The sequence below is a fragment of the Pseudomonas sp. B14(2017) genome, assembly GCF_002113255.1.
In the GTDB taxonomy this organism is placed as follows: Bacteria; Pseudomonadota; Gammaproteobacteria; order Pseudomonadales; family Pseudomonadaceae; genus Aquipseudomonas; species Aquipseudomonas putida_Z.
This window is the reverse complement of the sequence record NZ_NEJY01000001.1, coordinates 236,885-256,361: the sequence shown is the minus strand read 5'-3', so window position 1 is coordinate 256,361 and position 19,477 is coordinate 236,885. Positions and strand designations below refer to the sequence as shown.

Annotated in this window: 15 protein-coding genes; 10 read left to right on the top strand and 5 right to left on the bottom strand. The window is 63.9% G+C overall.

The window, feature by feature from the left end; genetic code table 11:
• Positions 1-402 precede the first annotated feature (402 nt).
• The 4 genes from CAG34_RS01210 to edd form a co-directional block, all read right to left on the bottom strand.
• Positions 403-1,857, bottom strand: coding sequence for an ATP-binding protein (locus CAG34_RS01210; protein WP_085587525.1), 1,455 nt, complete (start codon positions 1,855-1,857; stop codon positions 403-405).
• Positions 1,838-2,563 carry a two-component system response regulator GltR gene (gene gltR, locus CAG34_RS01205; protein ID WP_085587523.1) on the bottom strand — a complete coding sequence of 242 codons (726 nt, stop codon included), beginning with the start codon at positions 2,561-2,563 and terminating at the stop codon, positions 1,838-1,840. Before gltR ends, CAG34_RS01210 begins: the two co-directional genes overlap by 20 nt.
• A gap of 170 nt (positions 2,564-2,733) precedes the next feature.
• The gene (locus tag CAG34_RS01200) at positions 2,734-3,693 is read right to left on the bottom strand and encodes a glucokinase (RefSeq protein WP_075043897.1); all 960 of its coding nucleotides are present in this window, start codon (positions 3,691-3,693) and stop codon (positions 2,734-2,736) included.
• Positions 3,690-5,516 carry a phosphogluconate dehydratase gene (gene edd / locus CAG34_RS01195; protein WP_015269093.1) on the bottom strand — a complete coding sequence of 609 codons (1,827 nt, stop codon included), beginning with the start codon at positions 5,514-5,516 and terminating at the stop codon, positions 3,690-3,692. Before edd ends, CAG34_RS01200 begins: the two co-directional genes overlap by 4 nt.
• A 265-nt stretch (positions 5,517-5,781) precedes the next feature.
• Between edd and gap the strand changes: the two genes are divergently transcribed.
• From gap to CAG34_RS01165, 6 genes are all read left to right on the top strand, one after another.
• Entirely contained in the window at positions 5,782-6,783 is a 1,002-nt protein-coding gene (gap, locus tag CAG34_RS01190; protein WP_041506241.1) for a type I glyceraldehyde-3-phosphate dehydrogenase, read from the top strand.
• Between the two features lie 246 nt (positions 6,784-7,029).
• Entirely contained in the window at positions 7,030-7,542 is a 513-nt protein-coding gene (locus CAG34_RS01185) for an RNA polymerase sigma factor (protein ID WP_025337861.1), read from the top strand.
• A gap of 71 nt (positions 7,543-7,613) precedes the next feature.
• The gene (locus CAG34_RS01180; RefSeq protein WP_085587521.1) at positions 7,614-8,573 is read left to right on the top strand and encodes a FecR domain-containing protein; all 960 of its coding nucleotides are present in this window, start codon (positions 7,614-7,616) and stop codon (positions 8,571-8,573) included.
• A 267-nt stretch (positions 8,574-8,840) separates the two neighbouring features.
• Positions 8,841-11,444 (top strand): TonB-dependent receptor, encoded by a 2,604-nt coding sequence (locus CAG34_RS01175; protein WP_085587519.1) that lies wholly within the window; start codon positions 8,841-8,843, stop codon positions 11,442-11,444.
• Positions 11,445-11,665: 221 nt separating this feature from the next.
• Positions 11,666-12,259, top strand: a complete 594-nt coding sequence (locus CAG34_RS01170) for a biliverdin-producing heme oxygenase (protein ID WP_025337858.1) — start codon at positions 11,666-11,668, stop codon at positions 12,257-12,259.
• Positions 12,260-12,313: 54 nt separating this feature from the next.
• The gene (locus tag CAG34_RS01165) at positions 12,314-12,730 is read left to right on the top strand and encodes a YbaN family protein (RefSeq protein ID WP_085587517.1); all 417 of its coding nucleotides are present in this window, start codon (positions 12,314-12,316) and stop codon (positions 12,728-12,730) included.
• Here CAG34_RS01165 and arcD (CAG34_RS01160) read toward each other — a convergent pair.
• On the bottom strand, positions 12,710-14,137 hold the full coding sequence (arcD, locus tag CAG34_RS01160; protein WP_085587515.1) for an arginine-ornithine antiporter: 1,428 nt from the start codon (positions 14,135-14,137) through the stop codon (positions 12,710-12,712). The genes CAG34_RS01165 and arcD (CAG34_RS01160) overlap by 21 nt on opposite strands.
• A gap of 436 nt (positions 14,138-14,573) precedes the next feature.
• On the opposite strand from arcD (CAG34_RS01160), the gene arcD (CAG34_RS01155) reads away from it, so the two are divergent.
• The 4 genes from arcD (CAG34_RS01155) to arcC all read left to right on the top strand — a co-directional run bounded on the left by arcD (CAG34_RS01155) (position 14,574) and on the right by arcC (position 19,442).
• Positions 14,574-16,001, top strand: a complete 1,428-nt coding sequence (gene arcD, locus CAG34_RS01155; protein WP_025337855.1) for an arginine-ornithine antiporter — start codon at positions 14,574-14,576, stop codon at positions 15,999-16,001.
• A gap of 33 nt (positions 16,002-16,034) precedes the next feature.
• The gene (gene arcA, locus CAG34_RS01150) at positions 16,035-17,288 is read left to right on the top strand and encodes an arginine deiminase (RefSeq protein ID WP_085587513.1); all 1,254 of its coding nucleotides are present in this window, start codon (positions 16,035-16,037) and stop codon (positions 17,286-17,288) included.
• A 70-nt stretch (positions 17,289-17,358) separates the two neighbouring features.
• Complete coding sequence (locus CAG34_RS01145; RefSeq protein WP_025337853.1) at positions 17,359-18,369, top strand: ornithine carbamoyltransferase; 1,011 nt, start codon at positions 17,359-17,361, stop codon at positions 18,367-18,369.
• A 143-nt stretch (positions 18,370-18,512) separates the two neighbouring features.
• Positions 18,513-19,442: a carbamate kinase gene (gene arcC / locus CAG34_RS01140; RefSeq protein WP_003257953.1), complete on the top strand. Its 930-nt coding sequence runs from the start codon at positions 18,513-18,515 to the stop codon at positions 19,440-19,442.
• Positions 19,443-19,477: the final 35 nt, after the last annotated feature.

Genomic DNA, 19,477 nt, shown 5'->3' with positions numbered 1-19,477 from the left:
AGGCAACACAAGACAGTTGCTTCAACAAGGCCCGCAAAAATCTCAAGGCTTGCGCTGTACCTGTGGGAGCCTGGCTTGCCAGCGATGAGGCACTGACAGGCAACAAAAGACAGTTGCTTCAACAAGGCCCGCAAAAATCTCAAGGCTTGCGCTGTACCTGTGGGAGCCTGGCTTGCCAGCGATGAGGCACTGACAGGCAACACAAGACAGTTGCTTCAACAAGGCCCGCAAAAATCTCAAGGCTTGCGCTGTACCTGTGGGAGCCTGGCTTGCCAGCGATGAGGCACTGACAGGCAACACAAGACAGTTGCTTCAACAAGGCCCGCAAAAATCTCAAGGCTTGCGCTGTACCTGTGGGAGCTGGCTTGCCGGCGATAGGGCCGGTACAGGCAATACAACCCTTCAGTCCATGCCCCGCGGCAGATACAAGGTCACCCGCAACCCGCCCTCACGCAGGTTCAGCAAACTCACCTCCCCCCCATGGCTATGGGCAATGTTGCGCGCAATCCCCAACCCCAGCCCGTACCCCTGCTGCTGCCCGGCCAGACGGAAGTGCGGCTCGAACACCTGTTCCAGTTGCTGCTGCGGCACCCCCGGCCCCTGGTCATCCACCTGCAGCACGAACCCCTCGGCACTGTCGATGATGCGCAACCGTGCCCGCTCGCCGTACTTGATGGCGTTGTCGATCAGGTTGCCGATGCAGCGCCGCAGCGCCAGCGGCTTGCCCGGGTACGGCGCCAGCGCCCGGCCTTCGAGCGTGATGCGGCCATCGCCCAGGTAAGGCTCGGCCAGGATTTCCAGCACCTGGTTGAGATCGACCGGCTCGATGTTCTCGTGGATGTCGGTGTCCTTCACGCACTGCAACGCGCCTTTGACCAGCAGCTCCAGCTCGTCCAGGTCCTGGCTGAACTTGGCCTGCAGGCGCTCGTCCTCCAGCAGCTCGACGCGCAGGCGCAAGCGGGTGATTGGCGTGCGCAGGTCGTGGGAAATGGCACTGAACAGCTGGCTGCGCTCGGTCAGGTAGCGGCTGATGCGTTCGCGCATACTGTTGAACGCACGCCCCACCTCGACCACCTCGCTGCCACCACCTTCGGCCACCGGCGCCACATCGGCGCCCAGCGACATCTCCCGCGCAGCCCGCGCCAGGCGCTTGAGCGGCCAGCTTTGCCAGTGCACCAGCAAGCCGATGAACAACAGCAGCAAGGCCGTGGTCAGCACGATGAAGCCGATCTGCTGACGCGGCAGGCGCTCGGCCTCCAGGCTGGTGTAGGGCTCGGGCAGCAGCGAGGCGATGTACAGCCACTCACCCTCGCCCAGGCGGATCTGGGTGACCAGCACCGGCGGGTTGAGTGGCTCCAGGGTCAGCGAGTAATGCGCCCAGGAGCGTGGCAGTTCGTCGAGCTTCAGGCCGCTGTTGAAGATACGCAGGTCGTCCGGCCCGACGAACTCCACGGAAATTTCCATCTGCGAACCCAGGCGCTCATGCAGCACTTGCTGGAACACATCGATCACTGCCTGCTTGCGCGGGGTAACGGGCAGTAGCGGCATGTCCAGCGGCTTGGCGTTGAGCGACACGAAAAAGCGCGTGCCGCCCATGCTGCGCAGCTGGTCGAGGACCATCGGCCGGTAGGCCACCGGCAACGAACGGAAGTAGCTGACACTGGCACTCATCGAATGAGCCAGGCTGCTGGCGCTGGCACGCAGGCCCTGCAACTGGCTGGCGCGCAATTGGGCAACCCAGATGATGCTCGACAACCCCTGGGCCAGCAGCACTACCAGCAAGGTCAGCAGCAGCATGCGCCCCAGTAGCGAGCGCGGCAGCAGTCGCCAGCGCCGCTCAGGGCGCATTACAGACATGGGCAGCCAACAGGTAGCCGCTGCCGCGTACGGTGCGGATCAGCCGGGGGGGTTTGTCGGTATCGCGCAGGCGCTGGCGCAGGCGACTGACAGCCATGTCGACGATGCGGTCAAGCGGCATCGGCTCGCGGCCACGGGTGGCGTTGCCGATGGTGTCGCGGTCGAGGATCTGCTGTGGGTGGTCGAGGAACAGCTTGAGCAGGGCGAAGTCGGCGCCGGAGAGAATCACCTCCTCACCGTCGCGATGGAACAGGCGGTGGCTGACCGTGTCCAGGCGCCAGTCGTCGAAGGCCAGCACCGCACTGCTCGGCGCCGCCTGGCCAAACTCGGCGCGACGCAGCAGGGCCTTGATCCGCGCTTGCAGTTCGCGGGGGCTGAACGGCTTGCCCAGGTAGTCGTCGGCGCCCAGCTCCAGGCCGATGACCCGGTCGGTTTCGTCGGAGCTGGCGGTGAGCATGATGATCGGTACCCGTGCCTGGCGCGGGTGCTGGCGTACCCAGCGGCACAGGCTGAAGCCGTCTTCGTCGGGCAGCATGACATCAAGGATGACCAGGTCGCAGGGGGTGGACTCCAGCGCGCGGCGAAAGCCCTTGCCGTCGGCTTCGGCATGCACCTGGAAGCCGGAGCGGCTCAGGTAGGTTTGCAGCAGTTCGCGGATTTCCTGGTCGTCGTCGACCATCAGGATCGATTTGCCGGCAGTGCTCAAGGTGGTCCGTCCTTTTGTTAGTTACAGGTCTTTGTTGCCTGTTTCTTATTGGGGCCGCTTTGCGGCCCTTCGCGGGCTTGCCCGCTCCCAAAGGTGTGTCGCTATGCCCATGACTTGTGCGATCCCTGTGGGAGCGGGCAAGCCCGCGAAGGGCTGCAAAGCAGCCCCAGTCAGTGATCCAGCGCCTGCTGCAAGGCTACCCCAGCCCCCAGCAACCCGGAAAACTCCGCCGTCACCAGCCAAACCGGTACGCCAGCGAAATAGCCACTCATGCAGCCCTTGTCGGAAAAACTCGCGGCAAACCCGCTGCGCACGAACAGCTCGGCAAAGCGCGGGATCACGCCGCCGACAATATAGACCCCACCCCGCGCGCCCAGCGTCAGAACATTGTTACCAGCGACTCGGCCGAGGAACCGGCAAAACTGCTCGATCACCGCCAGCGCCCGCGGCTCGCCGCCGAGCGCGGCATCGGTGATCTGTGCCGGGGTCTTGTGTCGGGGTGTGTCGCCGTCCAGCGCGCAGATTGCCTGGTACAGGCGCAGCAGGCCACCGCCACTGAGCACGGTTTCGGCGCTGACATGGCCGATCTGCCCGTGAATCTGTTGGTGAATCGCCGCTTCGCGGGCATTGCCCACCGGCAGGTCGACGTGCCCGCCCTCGCCCGGCAGGGCATGCCAGTGCTGTTCGCCCAGGCGCAATAGCGCACCCACGCCCAGCCCGGTACCCGGGCCGATGACCAGGGCCGGCCGCGACAAGTCCGCCTGGCCTGGGCACACTTCGCGGAACTCGCCGGGGCGCAGGCGGGTCATGCCCAGCGCCATGGCGGTAAAATCGTTGATCAGCAGCAGCCGCTCGACCTGCAATGTCTGGCAGAAGGCCACGCGGCTGAGGCGCCAGTGGTTGTTGGTGAAGCGGAACTCATCGCCATCGACCGGCCCAGCCACCGCCAGGCAGGCAGCAGTCACGCCGCCGCGGGTAATGCCCAAGCCTTCAAGGTAAGCCTCGATGGCCTGTTCCGGGCTGGTGTAGTCCTCGGTGGCGAAGACCTTCACTTCGTGCAGCTGGTTGTCACGCCACAACGCAAATCGGGCATTGGTGCCGCCGATGTCGCCAACCAGCAGGTCCTTCATTTGAGGTTCTCCAGGGCCGAGGTGAACGCACTGGCGCCCTGCTCTGCCGGGCTGAACGCCATGCGCATGAAGCCGAACAGCTCGCGCCCGCAGCCCAGGTCGTTGCCCTGTGGCGCTGGCGGCAGGTCGCGGCTGGCCAGTTCTTCAGCCGACACCATTACCCGCAGCGTGCCTTCGACACCATCGACCCGCACCATATCACCATCGCGCACTCGTGCCAGCGGGCCGCCGTCATAAGCCTCGGGGCAAACGTGAATGGCCGCCGGGATCTTGCCCGAGGCACCGGACATGCGCCCGTCGGTCACCAGCGCCACCTTGAAGCCACGGTCCTGCAGCACGCCGAGGAACGGTGTGAGCTTGTGCAGCTCGGGCATGCCGTTGCAGCGCGGGCCCTGGAAGCGCACCACGGCGACGAAGTCACGCTCCAGCTCGCCGGCCTTGAACGCATCGGCCAGCGACTGCTGGTCGTGGAACACCCGCGCCGGGGCCTCGACCACCTGGTGCTCGGGGGCGACAGCGGACACCTTCATCACGCCGCGGCCAAGGTTGCCCTCCATCACCCGCAGGCCGCCTTCGGCCGAGAACGGCCGCGCCACCGGGCGCAGGATGCTTTCGTCCAGGCTGTGCTGCGGCCCTTCGCGCCACACCAGCTTGCCGTTGTCGAGGAACGGCTCCTGGGTGTAGCGGCGCAGGCCATGGCCGGCCACGGTGTTGACGTCTTCGTGCAGCAGCCCGGCATCGAGCAGCTCGCGGATCAGGAAGGCCATGCCGCCCGCGGCCTGGAAGTGGTTGATGTCGGCCTTGCCGTTGGGGTAGACGTGGGACAGGGTCGGTACCACCTCGGACAGGTCGGCCATGTCCTGCCAGGTCAGCTGGATACCCGCGGCCTGGGCAATCGCCGGGATGTGCAGGGTATGGTTGGTCGAACCACCGGTGGCGTGCAGGGCGACGATGGAGTTGACCAGCGCCTTCTCGTCGACGATTTCACCCAGCGGCATGAAGCTGCCGCTGGCCTTGGTCATGCGCGTGACCTGCTGCGCGGCCTCGGCGGTGAGCGCGTCGCGCAGCGGTGTGTACGGGTTGACGAACGAGGCGCCCGGCAGGTGCAGGCCCATCACTTCCATCACCAGCTGGTTGGTGTTGGCAGTGCCGTAGAAGGTACAGGTGCCAGGGCTGTGGTAGGACTTCATCTCCGACTCCAGCAGCTCTTCGCGGCTGGCCTTGCCTTCGGCGTAGCGCTGGCGCACGTCGGCCTTCTGCTTGTTGGAAATGCCGGAGACCATCGGCCCGCCCGGAACGAAGATGGTCGGCAGGTGGCCGAAGCGCAGCGCCCCCATCATCAGGCCGGGGACGATCTTGTCGCAGATGCCCAGCATCAGCGCGGCGTCGAACATGTTGTGCGACAGGGCCACGGCGGTGGACATGGCGATCACTTCGCGGCTGGCGATGGCCAGCTCCATGCCCGGCTCGCCCTGAGTCACGCCATCGCACATGGCCGGCACGCCACCGGCGAACTGGCCGACCGAGCCGACCTCGCGCAGGGCTTGCTTGATCTGCTCGGGGAAGTGCTGGTACGGCTGGTGCGCCGAAAGCATGTCGTTGTAGGCCGAGACGATGGCCACGTTGGCCGCGTTCATCAGGCGCAGGGTCTGCTTGTCGTCGCTGCCGCAACCGGCCACGCCATGGGCGAAGTTGGCGCATTGCAGGCTGGCACGCATGGGGCCATCACTGGCCGCGCCGCGAATCAGTTGCAGGTAGCGTTCGCGGGTGGCACGGCTACGTTCGACCAGCCGCTGGGTGACCTCAAGGATGCGCGGATGCATGTACTGGACTCCAGGCTAATTGTAAGGGCGGTTTACCGGGCATTTCCCCTCCAAACGATTGCGGCCTAGGCTCAAGGTAGAGGAGCCCGCTGCATCGGTGGAGGCACGTCGCCCAACCACTCGTTGTATGTTTAAACAAAATACTGCCACTAAAAAGGCTTGTTTTCTATCGGCAGGTGAATAATCTTGTAATTCCAACAACAAAACCGTTTCAGTGAAGCTCCTTTGTGCCACAGGTTTCACTCGGACTGCCAGAGGTACTGCCATGACCCTACGCATCGCCATCAATGGATTCGGCCGCATCGGGCGCAACGTCCTGCGCGCACTGTATACCCAAGGCTACCGCCAGGACCTGCAGGTCGTCGCCATCAACGACCTGGGCGACAGCGCCATGAATGCCCACCTGCTCAAGTACGACAGCGTGCACGGCACCTTCGACGCCAGCGTCGAGGCCGACCACGAAAGCCTCACGGTCAATGGTGACCGTATCGCGGTCAGTGCCATCCGCAACCCGGCCGAACTGCCCTGGAAGGCCGAGGCGATCGACGTGGTGTTCGAATGCACCGGGCTGTTCACCGAGCGCGCCAAGGCCGCCGCACACCTGGCTGCGGGGGCTGGCAAGGTGATTGTCTCGGCACCGGCCAAAGGCGCCGATGCCACCGTGGTGTACGGGGTCAACCATGACATCCTGCGGGCCTCGCATCAGATCATTTCCAATGCCTCCTGCACCACCAACTGCCTGGCACCGATTGCCCAGGTGCTGCACCGCGAGTTCGGCATCGAACAGGGCCTGATGACCACCATCCATGCCTACACCAACGACCAGGTGCTGACCGATGTGTACCACGGCGACCCGTACCGAGCGCGCTCGGCGACCCAGTCGATGATCCCGAGCAAGACCGGCGCTGCCGAGGCCGTGGGCCTGGTGCTGCCGGAGCTGGCCGGCAAGCTTACCGGCATGGCGGTACGGGTGCCGGTGATCAACGTGTCGCTGGTGGACCTCACCGTCAACCTCAAGCGCGAGGCCACGGCCGAGCAGGTCAACCAGCTGTTCCTCGAGGCCAGCAAGCATTCCAGGGTATTGGGCTACAACGCCTTGCCACTGGTTTCCTGCGATTTCAACCACAACCCGCTGTCGTCGATCTTCGATGCCAACCATACTCGGGCCAACGGGCGCATGCTCAAGGTGCTGGCCTGGTATGACAACGAGTGGGGGTTCTCCAACCGCATGCTGGATAACTGCCTGGCGTTGTGCCGCGCCCGCTGAGCTTCGGCACGCTCCCTGTAGGATCGGCCTTGTGTCGCGATGGGCTGCGCAGCAGCCCCCTGCAATCTGTGCCACGGCCAAAATCCTGGGGCTGCTGCGCAGCCCATCGCGACACAAGGCCGCTCCTACACGGGGACTGCGCAAGGCTGGGACTCACAATCTTTACCTTTTCCTAACATTTCCAGGCTTGACCTTCGATATGGATGATAAGCATTATCATTAACCTTTCGTCGGCCAGGTCCCCCAGTGAGTCAGTCCCGGTTCAACTCTGTCTTCCTCGTCCAGCGCCTTACACTGCTGCGCACCTTGCAGCGCATGGTGGGCAACCCCAATACGGCCGAGGACCTGCTGCAGGAAACCTACCTGCGGGTGTCCCGCGCCCTCGGTGAGCGGCCCATCGAACACATCGAACCGTTCGTGTTCCAGACCGCACGCAACCTGGCCCTCGACCACCTGCGCGCGCGCCGGGTGCAATCGCGCATGCTGGTCGACGACGTGCCCGACGAGGTCCTGCACAGCGTGGCCGCGCCGGCCACCAGCAGCGAGGATGCGGCCCATGCCGAGCAGTTGCTCAAGCACCTGAGCATCAGCCTCAACCAGTTGAGCGAACGCCAGCAGCGCATCTTCATCCTCAGCCGCCTGCATGGCGCCACCTACCTGGAAATCGCCGAACAACTGAATGTTTCGCCCAGCACGGTACAGAAGGAACTGAAACTGATCATGGCGATCTGCATGGGTGTCGCCGACCGCCTCAAGTGAGGCAACGCAAAGCCCTTGCCACGCCCCGCCTCAGCCTTGATCATTCGCAAAAAACCATTCAAGGATTCACCGTGACCGACAGCCCCCCTCGCCCGTCACCCGCCGGGCCCAGCGCCCGTGCTCGTGCCATGGACGAGGCGCTGGACTGGCTGGTACGCCTGCAATGCGCCGACGCCGAGGACACCCAGGCCTTCGAAGCCTGGCTGAGCGCAGCGCCGGAAAATGCCGAGGCCTATGTCGAGGCAGAAGCCCTGTGGAACGGCGCACCGCTGCACCAGGTGGCCGTGCAGATGCATCAGCAACAGCGCCGCTCGTGGCGCGGGCGCCTGCGCAGCCACTGGAAACCCCTGGCCACGGCGGCGCTGCTGCTGGTCGGGCTGTTCACCCTCGGCAACCTGCCCATGCGCCTGCAGGCCGACCACCTGACGGTGGTGGGCGAGCGCCAGCGCCTGCAGCTGGAAGACGGCGCGAAAGTGCTGCTCAACACCAATTCGGCATTTGCCAGCGAGCAGCGTGACGGCCGCCGGATTGCCCGCCTGCTACAGGGCGAGGCCTATTTCCAGGTCCCCGAGGGCGCGCTGCTGCCACTGGAAGTGCAGGCCGGGCCGTTGCGCGCGCAGGTGCGCGACACCGACTTTGCCGTGCGCTACCTCGACGGCGAGGCACAGGTGCGGGTGCAGCGCGGCGATGTCGACCTGCAGGGGGCCCGCGACCAGCGCATCCGCCTGAGTGCCGGCGACAGCATCAGCGTCGGCCCCCAGGGGTTCGGCCAGCGCCAGCGCCCCGACATGCACAAGGACCTGGCCTGGGTCGACGGCCGCCTGGTGTTCGAGAACTGCCCGCTGAGCCAGGTGCTGGCCGAGGTGCAGCGCTACTACCCGGGCTGGATCATCAACCGCAACGCGCAGCTGGAAGACATGGCGGTCACCGGCAACTACCGCCTCGACCAACCGCTGGAAACCCTTCGCGCGCTGGCCCACATCACCTCGGCACAGCTGCATGAGTACCCGGCGCTGGTCATCCTGAACTGATCCGCAAATCTGAAACCCGACACGGTCCCTGTGGGAGCGGGCGTGCCCGCGAACACGGGCAACGCCCGTGCCATCCACCGCGGTGCCTGTTTCGCGGGCATGCCCGCTCCCACAGAAATCGCGATACAGATCGCCAGACCGCAATCCAACTTTTTTTACGCAGTCACGCTACCCCGCCCGTCTCGTTATAGCCAATGCAACTGATTCTCGTTTGAAAACGAGGACAGCCATCACCTATAACAGTCCGCGCGTCAGGGAGCGCTTCCGATGTTCACAGGTCCTACCCGCCCCTCCACTCTTCCTCGCCATGGAGGGCAACTGCCCCTCCTGAGCCTTTCCCTACTGAGCCTAGCCCTGCTCGCCAGCGGCGCCATCAGCCTGCCGGCACTGGCCGCCGAGCCGGCACAGGCCAGCAGCCCGCGCATGGGCGACTACCGCTTCAGCATCGGCCAGCAGCCGCTGGTTTCGGCCATCAATGCTTTCAGCCAGGTCACCGGCTGGCAGGTCGGCTTCAGCGCCGAACTGGCCGACGGCGTGGCATCGCCAGGGGTGCAGGGTTCGCTACCGCCGGAAGCCGCACTCAAGCGCCTGCTGCACGGCACCGGCCTGGGCTTTCGCAAGATCAGCAACGGCAATGTGGTGCTCGAACGCCAGGCCAGCGCCAATGTGATTGCCCTGCAGCAGGTGACCGTCAGCGCCACCCGCAGCGCCCAGGACGTCAGCCAGGTGCCGAGCACCGTCAGCGTGCAGACCCGCGAGCAACTGGACCGGCAGAACGTCAACAACATCCAGGACCTGGTGCGCTACGAACCGGGCGTGTCGGTAGCCGGCACCGGCCAGCGCAGCGGCCTGAACGGCTACAACATCCGTGGCATCGACGGCGAGCGCATCCTCACCCAGGTCGATGGCGTGTCGATCCCCGACAGCTTCTTCTTCGGCCCCTTCGCCCAGACCCAGCGCAACTACGTGGACCCGGAGATCGTCAAGCGTGTGGAAATCCTCCGCGGCCCGGCTTCGGTGCTGTACGGCAGCAACGCCATTGGCGGCGCGGTGAGCTACTTCACCCTCGACCCGGACGACATCATCAAGCCCGGCAAGGACGCAGGCGCCCGCCTGAAGACCGGCTACAGCTCGGCCGACGAAAGCTGGCTGACCTCCGCCACCGTCGCCGGCCGCCAGGGCGACTTCGACGGCCTGTTGCACCTGAGCCAGCGCAACGGCCACGAAACCGAGACCCACGGCGGCCACAGCGGTGACGGCCTGGCCCGTACCGAAGCCAACCCGATGGACGTGCGTACCACAAACGTGCTGGCCAAACTGGGCTGGAACTACGCCGACGACGCGCGCCTGGGCTTCACCTACGAACGCTACAAGGATGACCGCGACCAGAACATCCTCAGTGCGGTGGGCGGGCCGTTCATTCCTGGCCTTGGTGCCTCGGGTTACTACAAGGCGCGCACTGGCAACGACACCATCACCCGCGAACGCTTTGGCATCAACCATGAATTCGGCCTGGATTCGCTGGTCGCCGACCATGTGAAGTGGAGCCTGAACTACCAGATCGCCAAGACCGACCAGCACACCGAGGAAGTCTATGTGCCGCCTGGCCGTCAGGTGCTGCGTACCCGCGACACCCTCTACAAGGACCGCCAGTGGGTATTCGACGCCCAGCTGGACAAGGCCTTCAGCCTCGGCGCCACCGACCACCTGCTGACCTACGGCACCACCCTCAAGCACGAGAAAGTCACCGGTTCGCGCAGTGGCACCGGCACCTGCCTGGCCGTTGGCTCAGATTGCTCCGGCGCTGGCGCCGAGCGCCCGGCAGACGGCCAGGCCCTGGTCAGCGACTTCCCGGACCCGACCGTGAACACCTACAGCCTGTTCGTGCAGGATGAAATCCGCTGGAACAACTGGACCTTCATGCCTGGCGCTCGTTACGACTACACGCGCATGGAGCCCAGGTTCACCAAGGAGTTCCTGCGTGGCCTGGAGTCCACCGGTACCGCGCCTACCTCTCAGGACGACTCGGACAAGAAATGGCACCGCGTCTCGCCCAAATTCGGCCTGACCTATGCATTCAACGACAACTACACCTGGTATGGCCAGTACGCCGAAGGTTTCCGCACCCCGACTGCCAAATCCATGTACGGCAAGTTTCAGAACATCGAGCAGGGCTACCGGGTAGAAGGCAACCCGGGGCTGGAGCCTGAAAAGAGCAAAAGCTATGAAACCGGCCTGCGTGGCAACTTCGACGCTGGCAACTTCGATGTGGCGGTGTTCTACAACAAGTACCGCGACTTCATAGACGAGGACGCCGTGAAAAGCGCCAACCTGGAGCAGACATTCAAGGCCAACAACATCAAGCACGCCACCATCAAGGGTGCCGAGGTCAAGGGCCGCCTGAACCTCGACCACTTCGGTGCGCCGCAGGGCCTGTTTACCCAGGGCTCGATCGCCTACACCTATGGCCGCAACGATGACACCGGCGAGCCACTGAACAGCGTCAACCCGCTCAAGGGCGTGTTCGGCCTGGGTTACGAACAACAGCACTACGGCGGCCTGCTGAGCTGGACACTGGTCAAGCGCAAGACCCGCGTCGACGACAGCACCTTCTACTCGCCCGACGGCTCGAGTTCCAAGTTCCGTACCCCCGGCTATGGGGTGCTGGACCTGACCGGTTACTACAAGGTCACCGACGACGTGACCATCAACGCCGGCCTGTACAACCTCACCGACAAGAAGTACTGGCAGTGGGATTCGGTACGCAGCTACGACGGCCAGGGTGAAGCGGCCGTGACCCAGCCGGCCAACATCGACCGCCTGACCATGCCGGGGCGCAACTTCGGCATCAATGTGGTTTGGGATATCTGACCTGGATTATCGCTGACAGGTTTGTTTCGTCAGTGCCGGCCTCTTCGCGGGTGAACCCGCTCCCACAGGTATTGCGCAGACCTAGGGGCTGTAATGTCCCTGTGGGAGCGGGTTTACCCGCGAAGAGGCCAGCACTACCAGCACAAATACCAGCTTTTTTTACTGTCCCGCCCTCGCTGTTTCGTCTTGTCTCTAGACGCCCCTTTTCCAAGGACTGCCCCATGACCGACCGCCCAGCCCTGCGCTCCCAGCGCCTCAACCAGATCACCCACGCCCCCCACGCCGAACTGGATGCCCTGGTCAAAGCCCACGCGCCCTTCGACAGCCGCGAAAGCTTCGCTCGCTTCGTGGTCGCCCAGTACCTGTTCCAGGCCGAGCTGCAGGCCCTGTACAACGACCCGCAACTGATCGCCATCGTCCCCGACCTGGCGGAGCGCTGCCGCGCCGAACAGGCCCGCCTGGACCTCGCCGACCTCGACACCGAAGTACCGCCAGCCGTGCCGGGGGCCCTGCGCAACCCGAGCCTGGGCGAGGCAATGGGCTGGATCTTCGTCTCCGAAGGCTCCAAACTGGGCGCTGCGTTTCTGATCAAGCGTGCCGTGGCCCTGGAACTGTCCGACAGCTTCGGTGCCCGACACCTGGGCGAACCGGCCGGTGGCCGTGCCGAAGGCTGGAAGCAGTTCACCCGCATTCTTGATGGCCTGGCCCTGTCGGCCGAAGAGGAAGCCGCTGCCGAACGCGGCGCAGTTGCTGCCTTCGAGCGCTTCACCGAGCTGCTCAAGCACGCCTATGCCGCGGATGCCGCGCTGGTTTGACACGCCGTAGCCGGCCACCCTACCGGTGGCCGAACCGTTTTATGCAGTGAGACCATGACCCGACCCGCCCGCTCGAAACTCGCCCACCTGCTGTATGCGCTCCTGGCTTACGTGAGCCTGGGCGTGGGCCTGGTCGCGATCGTCATTCCAGGCCTGCCGACCACCGAATTCATCCTGCTGGCGGCCTGGGCGGCCACGCGCAGTTCGCCGCGCCTGTCTGCCTGGCTGGAGAACCACCGGCTGTTCGGGCCGATCCTGCACAACTGGCGCAATGGCAAGGTGATCCAGCGCCGGGCCAAGGTCAGCGCGACCCTCAGCATGCTGTTGTGCGCGGGCCTGATGCTGACGTTCCTGGAACACCGCTGGCCGGTGTTCCTGGCCATTGCCGGCATGACCCTGGGCAACCTGTGGATCTGGTCCCGCCCCGAGCACGCCCCCTGCCCTGCCCCGTCACAAGCTCAGCAGCCCTGAGTACAGGGCATAGGCCGCCAGCGCGGCACCTGCCAGCACGGCGGCGAAGATCAGCTTTTCCCAGGTGGTGAACAAGGTTTTTCCCTGCTCATGCTTGGCCCTGGCGAACAGGATCACGCCCGGCGCGTACAGCAGCGCCGACAGCAACAGGTACTTGAGCCCGCCGGCGTACAACAGCCACACGGCATACACCAGGGCAACCAGCGCCACCAGCAGGTCCTTGCGGCGCAGGGCCGGCTGCCCGTCGTAGGTTTCTGCACGCACCGCCAGCAGCACGGCGTAGGCCGCCGACCACAGGTAGGGCACCAGGATCATCGACGAGGCCAGGTAGATCAGGCTGGTATAGGTACCGGCGGAAAACAGCGTGATCAGCAGGAAGCCCTGGATCATGCAGTTGGTCAGCCACAGGGCGTTGGCCGGCACATGGTTGGCGTTTTCCTTGGCCAGGAAGCGCGGCATGGTCTTGTCCCGCGCCGTGGCAAAGAGGATCTCGGCACACAGCAACGCCCACGACAGCAGCGCGCCAAGCAGCGAAACCGCCAGGCCGATACTGATCAGCAAGGCGCCCCAGGGCCCGACGATATGCTCCAGCACCGAGGCCAGTGACGGGTTCTGCAGCCCGGCCAGTTCCGGCTGGGTCATCACCCCCAGCGACAGCACGTTGACCAGCACCAGCAGCGCCAGTACCCCCAGGAAACCGATCACCGTGGCCTTGCCCACATCCGAGCGGCGCTGGGCACGCCCGGAATACACGCTGGCGCCCTCGATGCCGATGAACACGAACACGGTTACCAGCATCATGTTGCGCACCTGCTCCAGCACGCTGCCGAACTGCGGGTTGCTCAGGCCCCAGATGTCACGGGTGAAGATGTCGGCGCGGAAGGCAAACGCGGCGATCACCACGAAAATCAGCAACGGCACCACCTTGGCCACGGTGGTCACCTGGTTGATGAACGCCGCTTCCTTGATGCCGCGCAGCACCAGGAAATGCACCGCCCACAGCAGCAGCGAGGCGCAACCGATGGCGATTGGCGTGTTGCCTTCGCCGAAAACCGGGAAGTAGAAGCCCAGGGTGCTGAACAGCAGCACGAAGTAGCCGACGTTGCCCAGCCAGGCACTGATCCAGTAGCCCCAGGCCGAGGAAAAGCCCATGTACTCGCCAAAGCCGGCCTTGGCGTAGGCGTACACCCCCGAGTCCAGCTCCGGCTTGCGGTTGGCCAGGGTCTGGAACACGAACGCCAGGGCCAGCATGCCGACCGCGGTGATACCCCAGCCGATCAGCACCGCCCCCACATCGGCACGCGCCGCCATGTTCTGCGGCAGCGAGAAGATCCCGCCACCAATCATCGAGCCGACCACCAACGCGATCAGCGCGCCCAGGCGCAGCTTCTGTCCCGGTTCGCTCATGAGCCTTCCTTTTTTTTGCGCGCTGTCATGGGCTTGAAACAGCCATGCGGGCCATACAAATGTTGTTACTTATAATGATCCTGATCAATGAAGCTATAGCACTAATAACTGCTTTGTCTATGCCACCCTTTGACTAAAAACTAGCAGCTCCCGAGCAACTAGAAAAGAATCCGATAAAACTCGAAATTCTTGTGAAAAATTTGCGAAAGCGGCAAAAACGGCTAGCGTCAAGCATCGCAGGCTGAACAGAGCGTTTGCTCTAGAAGGACATGGAGGTGCCAGCGTGCAAGGCCTGCAGCAGAAGTTGTCGGCACTCTCCAGGAGCTTCGTGAAGGAATTTTCCTACTTCACGTCGCCATGAACTGACCCAAGTCAGCGAATGGCAGCGGCGTCGGATTTACTCTGTCGTCAACTTTCTCCTGGCAGGAGTTGTTAAATGTCTGATACATCCGGAAAACTAAAGCTCGGCGCGTTAGTTGCACTTGTGGTCGGTTCGATGATTGGTGGCGGGATCTTCTCGCTGCCGCAAAACATGGCTGCCAGTGCAGGGGTTGGCGCTGTACTGATCGGCTGGGCAATCACCGCGGTCGGCATGCTGACCCTGGCGTTCGTGTTCCAGACCCTGGCCAACCGCAAGCCTGACCTGGATGGCGGGGTGTATGCCTACGCCAAGGCCGGTTTCGGCGACTACATGGGCTTCTCCTCGGCCTGGGGCTACTGGATCAGTGCCTGGCTGGGCAACGTCGGCTACTTCGTGCTGCTGTTCAGCACCCTGGGCTACTTCTTCCCGATCTTCGGCGAAGGCAACACCCCGGCCGCCATCATCGGCGCGTCGGTGCTGCTGTGGGCCGTGCACTTCCTGGTGCTGCGCGGTATCAAGGAAGCGGCGTTCATCAACCTGGTCACCACCGTGGCCAAGGTGGTGCCACTGCTGCTGTTCGCCCTGATCTGCCTGTTCGCTTTCAAGCTCGACATCTTCACCGCCGACATCTGGGCCTTGGGCACACCAGAGCTTGGCAGCGTGATGAACCAGGTGCGCAACATGATGCTGGTCACCGTGTGGGTGTTCATCGGCATCGAGGGTGCGAGCATCTTCTCGTCGCGGGCGGAAAAACGCTCTGACGTGGGCAAGGCCACGGTCATCGGCTTCGTCACCGTGCTGCTGTTCCTGGTGCTGGTCAACGTGCTGTCGCTGGGCATCATGACCCAACCGGAACTGGCCAAGCTGCAGAACCCGTCGATGGCTGCCGTGCTGGAGCATGTGGTCGGCCACTGGGGCGCGGTGCTGATCAGCGTCGGCCTGATCATCTCGCTGCTCGGGGCCCTGCTGTCGTGGGTGCTGCTGTGCGCCGAGATCATGTTCGCCGCCGCCAAGGACCACACCATGCCGGAGTTCCTGCGCCGCGAGAACGCCAACCAGGTACCGGCCAACGCCCTGTGGCTGACCAACGCCATGGTGCAGATCTTCCTGGTGATCACGCTGTTCTCCAACAGCACCTACCTGTCGCTGATCTACCTGGCCACATCGATGATCCTGGTGCCCTACCTGTGGTCGGCAGCCTATGCCGTGCTGCTGGCAGTGCGTAGCGAAACCTACGAGCAGGCCCTGGCCGAACGGCAGAAGGACCTGGTGATCGGTGGTATCGCCCTGTTGTACGCCGTCTGGCTGCTGTACGCCGGTGGCGTGAAATACCTGCTGCTCTCGGCCCTGCTCTACGCACCTGGCGCAATCCTGTTCGCCAAGGCCAAGCGTGAGGTCGGCCAACCTGTCTTCACCAACGTGGAAAAACTGATCTTCGCAGCCGTGGTCATCGGCGCCCTGGTGGCAGCCTTTGGCCTGTACGACGGCTTCCTGACTCTTTGACCCACGTCTTCGTTCAACTGGAGGAATGAAATCATGTCCGCTGAAAAACAGAAGTACGGTGTCCACTCCGAAGCCGGCAAACTGCGCAAGGTCATGGTTTGCTCGCCGGGCCTGGCGCACAAGCGCCTGACGCCGAGCAACTGTGACGAGCTGCTGTTCGACGACGTGATCTGGGTCGACCAGGCCAAGCGAGACCATTTCGACTTTGTCACCAAGATGCGCGAACGTGGCGTGGATGTGCTGGAGATGCACAACCTGCTGACCGATATCGTCCAGCAACCCGAAGCACTGAAGTGGATCCTCGATCGCAAGATCACCCCCGATACTGTCGGCGTGGGCCTGACCAATGAAGTGCGCAGCTGGCTCGAAGGCCTCGAGCCCCGCCACCTGGCCGAGTTCCTGATCGGCGGCGTCGCCGGGCAGGACCTGCCGCAGAGCGAAGGTGCCGAGGTGGTCAAGATGTACAACGACTACCTGGGCCACTCCAGCTTCATCCTGCCACCGCTGCCCAACACCCAGTTCACCCGCGACACCACCTGCTGGATCTACGGCGGCGTCACGCTCAACCCGATGTACTGGCCGGCGCGACGCCAGGAAACCCTGCTGACTACCGCCATCTACAAGTTCCACCCACAGTTCACCAACGCCGACTTCCAGGTGTGGTATGGCGACCCGGACAAGGAACATGGCCAGTCCACCCTTGAGGGCGGCGATGTCATGCCGATCGGCAAGGGCATCGTGCTGATCGGCATGGGCGAGCGTACCTCGCGCCAGGCTATCGGCCAGCTCGCGCAGAACCTGTTCGCCAAGGGCGCCGTCAAGGAAGTGATCGTCGCAGGCCTGCCGAAATCGCGCGCCGCCATGCACCTGGATACCGTGTTCAGCTTCTGCGACCGCGACTTGGTCACGGTCTTCCCGGAAGTGGTGAAAGAGATGGTGCCGTTCATCATCCGTCCGGACGAAAGCAAGCCTTACGGCATGGACGTGCGCCGCATCAACAAGTCGTTCATCGAAGTGGTGGGCGAGCAGCTTGGGGTCAAGCTGCGCGTGGTCGAAACCGGTGGCAACAGCTTTGCCGCCGAGCGCGAACAGTGGGATGACGGCAACAACGTGGTGGCCATCGAGCCGGGCGTGGTCATCGGCTACGACCGCAACACCTACACCAATACCCTGCTGCGCAAGGCCGGGATCGAAGTCATCACCATCAGCGCCGGCGAACTGGGCCGGGGCCGTGGCGGCGGCCACTGCATGACCTGCCCGATCGTGCGCGACCCGATCGACTACTAACGACCATTACCCCCCGGCCGCCCTCACAAAGCGGCGGCCGGTGTGCTCACCAAACTCAAGGAGAAAAGTCATGGCGTTCAATATTCACAACCGCAACCTGCTCAGCCTGGAACACCACAGCACCCGCGAGCTGCGCTACCTGCTGGACCTGTCCCGCGACCTCAAGCGTGCCAAGTACACCGGCACCGAGCAGCAGCACCTGAAAGGCAACAACATCGCGCTGATCTTCGAAAAAACCTCTACCCGTACCCGCTGCGCCTTCGAAGTGGCCGCCTATGACCAGGGCGCCAATGTCACCTACATCGACCCGACCTCCTCGCAGATCGGCCACAAGGAAAGCATGAAGGACACCGCCCGCGTGCTCGGGCGCATGTACGACGCCATCGAGTACCGTGGCTTCAAGCAGGAAATCGTCGAAGAGCTGGCCAAGTTCGCCGGCGTTCCGGTGTTCAACGGCCTGACCGACGAATACCACCCCACCCAGATGATCGCCGACGTGCTGACCATGCGTGAGCACAGCGACAAGCCGCTGCACGACATCAGCTACGCCTACCTGGGCGACGCCCGCAACAACATGGGCAACTCGCTGCTGCTGATTGGCGCCAAGCTCGGCATGGACGTGCGCATCGCCGCGCCCAAGGCGCTGTGGCCGCATGATGACCTGGTCGAGCGTTGCCGCAAGTACGCCGAGGAAAGCGGCGCGCGCATCACCCTCACCGAAGACCCGGTTGCCGCGGTCAAGGGTGTGGACTTCGTGCACACCGACGTGTGGGTATCGATGGGTGAGCCGATCGAAGCCTGGGGTGAGCGCATCAAGCTGCTCAAGCCGTATCAGGTGAATGCACAGCTGATGAAGTCCACCGGCAACCCGCGGACCAAGTTCATGCACTGCCTGCCGGCGTTCCACAACTCCGAAACCAAGGTAGGCAAGCAGATCGCCGAACAGTACCCGGACCTGGCCAACGGTATCGAAGTGACCGACGACGTCTTCGAGTCGCCGGCCTGCATCGCCTTCGAGCAGGCGGAAAACCGCATGCACACGATCAAGGCGATCCTGGTGTCGACACTGGCTGACCTCTGACAACCACCTCGATCCTGTGGGAGCTGGCTTGCCGGCGATACAGGCAACTCGGTGCATGGCACCGGCTTCGCCGGTGATCGCCGGCAAGCCAGCTCCCACAATGGATCGAGGCGCTCACCCTATATCCGCAAAGGACATTCCCCATGCGTATCGTTGTTGCATTGGGCGGCAACGCCCTGCTGCGTCGCGGCGAGCCCATGACCGCTGACAACCAGCGCGCCAATATCCGCACCGCCACCGAACAGATCGCCAAGATCCACCCAGGCAACGAGCTGGTCATCGCCCACGGCAACGGCCCGCAAGTTGGCCTGCTGTCGCTGCAGGGCCTGTCCTACAAGCCCGACGAGGCCTACCCGCTGGACGTGCTGGGTGCCGAGACCGAGGGCATGATCGGCTACATGATCGAACAGGAACTGGGCAACCTGCTGGCCTTCGAAGTGCCGTTCGCCACCTTGCTGACCCAGGTCGAAGTGGACGCCAACGACCCCGCCTTCAAGGACCCGACCAAGTTCATCGGCCCGGTCTATGGCAAGGAAGAGGCCGAGCGCCTGGCCAAGGAAAAGGGTTGGGTGGTCAAGGCCGACGGCGACAAGTACCGTCGCGTGGTGGCCAGCCCGAAACCCAAGCGCATCTTCGAGATCCGCCCGATCAAGTGGCTGCTGGAAAAGAGCAGCATCGTGATCTGCGCCGGCGGCGGCGGTATCCCCACCATGTACGATGAGAACCGCAAGCTCAAGGGCATCGAGGCGGTGATCGACAAGGACCTGTGCTCGGCCCTGCTGGCAGAGCAGCTGGACGCCGACCTTCTGATAATCGCCACCGACGTCGATGCGGCGTATGTTGACTGGGGCAAGCCCACACAAAAGGCCATTGCCCAGGCCCACCCCGACGAGCTCGAACGCCTCGGCTTCGCCGCCGGCTCCATGGGGCCGAAGGTGCAGGCGGCCTGCGACTTTGCCCGCAACACCGGCAAAGTGGCAGTGATCAGTTCGCTGGAGAACATCGAAGACATCGTCAAAGGCACCGCCGGCACGCGGGTTTCCACCGCGAAGCCGGGGATCAGCTACCGTTGAATGCAGTAGGCGGGCGCCAGCGCCCGCCATTTTCG

Excerpts from the sequence above, each read along its gene's own strand:
- CAG34_RS01145 (WP_025337853.1), top strand. The coding sequence starts at position 17,359 with ATGGCGTTCAATATTCACAACCGCAACCTGCTCAGCCTGGAACACCAC.
- CAG34_RS01170 (WP_025337858.1), top strand. The coding sequence starts at position 11,666 with ATGACCGACCGCCCAGCCCTGCGCTCCCAGCGCCTCAACCAGATCACC.
- arcA (WP_085587513.1), top strand. The coding sequence starts at position 16,035 with ATGTCCGCTGAAAAACAGAAGTACGGTGTCCACTCCGAAGCCGGCAAA.
- arcD (WP_085587515.1), bottom strand. The coding sequence starts at position 14,137 with ATGAGCGAACCGGGACAGAAGCTGCGCCTGGGCGCGCTGATCGCGTTG.
- gap (WP_041506241.1), top strand. The coding sequence starts at position 5,782 with ATGACCCTACGCATCGCCATCAATGGATTCGGCCGCATCGGGCGCAAC.
- arcD (WP_025337855.1), top strand. The coding sequence starts at position 14,574 with ATGTCTGATACATCCGGAAAACTAAAGCTCGGCGCGTTAGTTGCACTT.
- CAG34_RS01200 (WP_075043897.1), bottom strand. The coding sequence starts at position 3,693 with ATGAAGGACCTGCTGGTTGGCGACATCGGCGGCACCAATGCCCGATTT.
- edd (WP_015269093.1), bottom strand. The coding sequence starts at position 5,516 with ATGCATCCGCGCATCCTTGAGGTCACCCAGCGGCTGGTCGAACGTAGC.
- CAG34_RS01210 (WP_085587525.1), bottom strand. The coding sequence starts at position 1,857 with ATGTCTGTAATGCGCCCTGAGCGGCGCTGGCGACTGCTGCCGCGCTCG.
- arcC (WP_003257953.1), top strand. The coding sequence starts at position 18,513 with ATGCGTATCGTTGTTGCATTGGGCGGCAACGCCCTGCTGCGTCGCGGC.
- CAG34_RS01165 (WP_085587517.1), top strand. The coding sequence starts at position 12,314 with ATGACCCGACCCGCCCGCTCGAAACTCGCCCACCTGCTGTATGCGCTC.
- CAG34_RS01175 (WP_085587519.1), top strand. The coding sequence starts at position 8,841 with ATGTTCACAGGTCCTACCCGCCCCTCCACTCTTCCTCGCCATGGAGGG.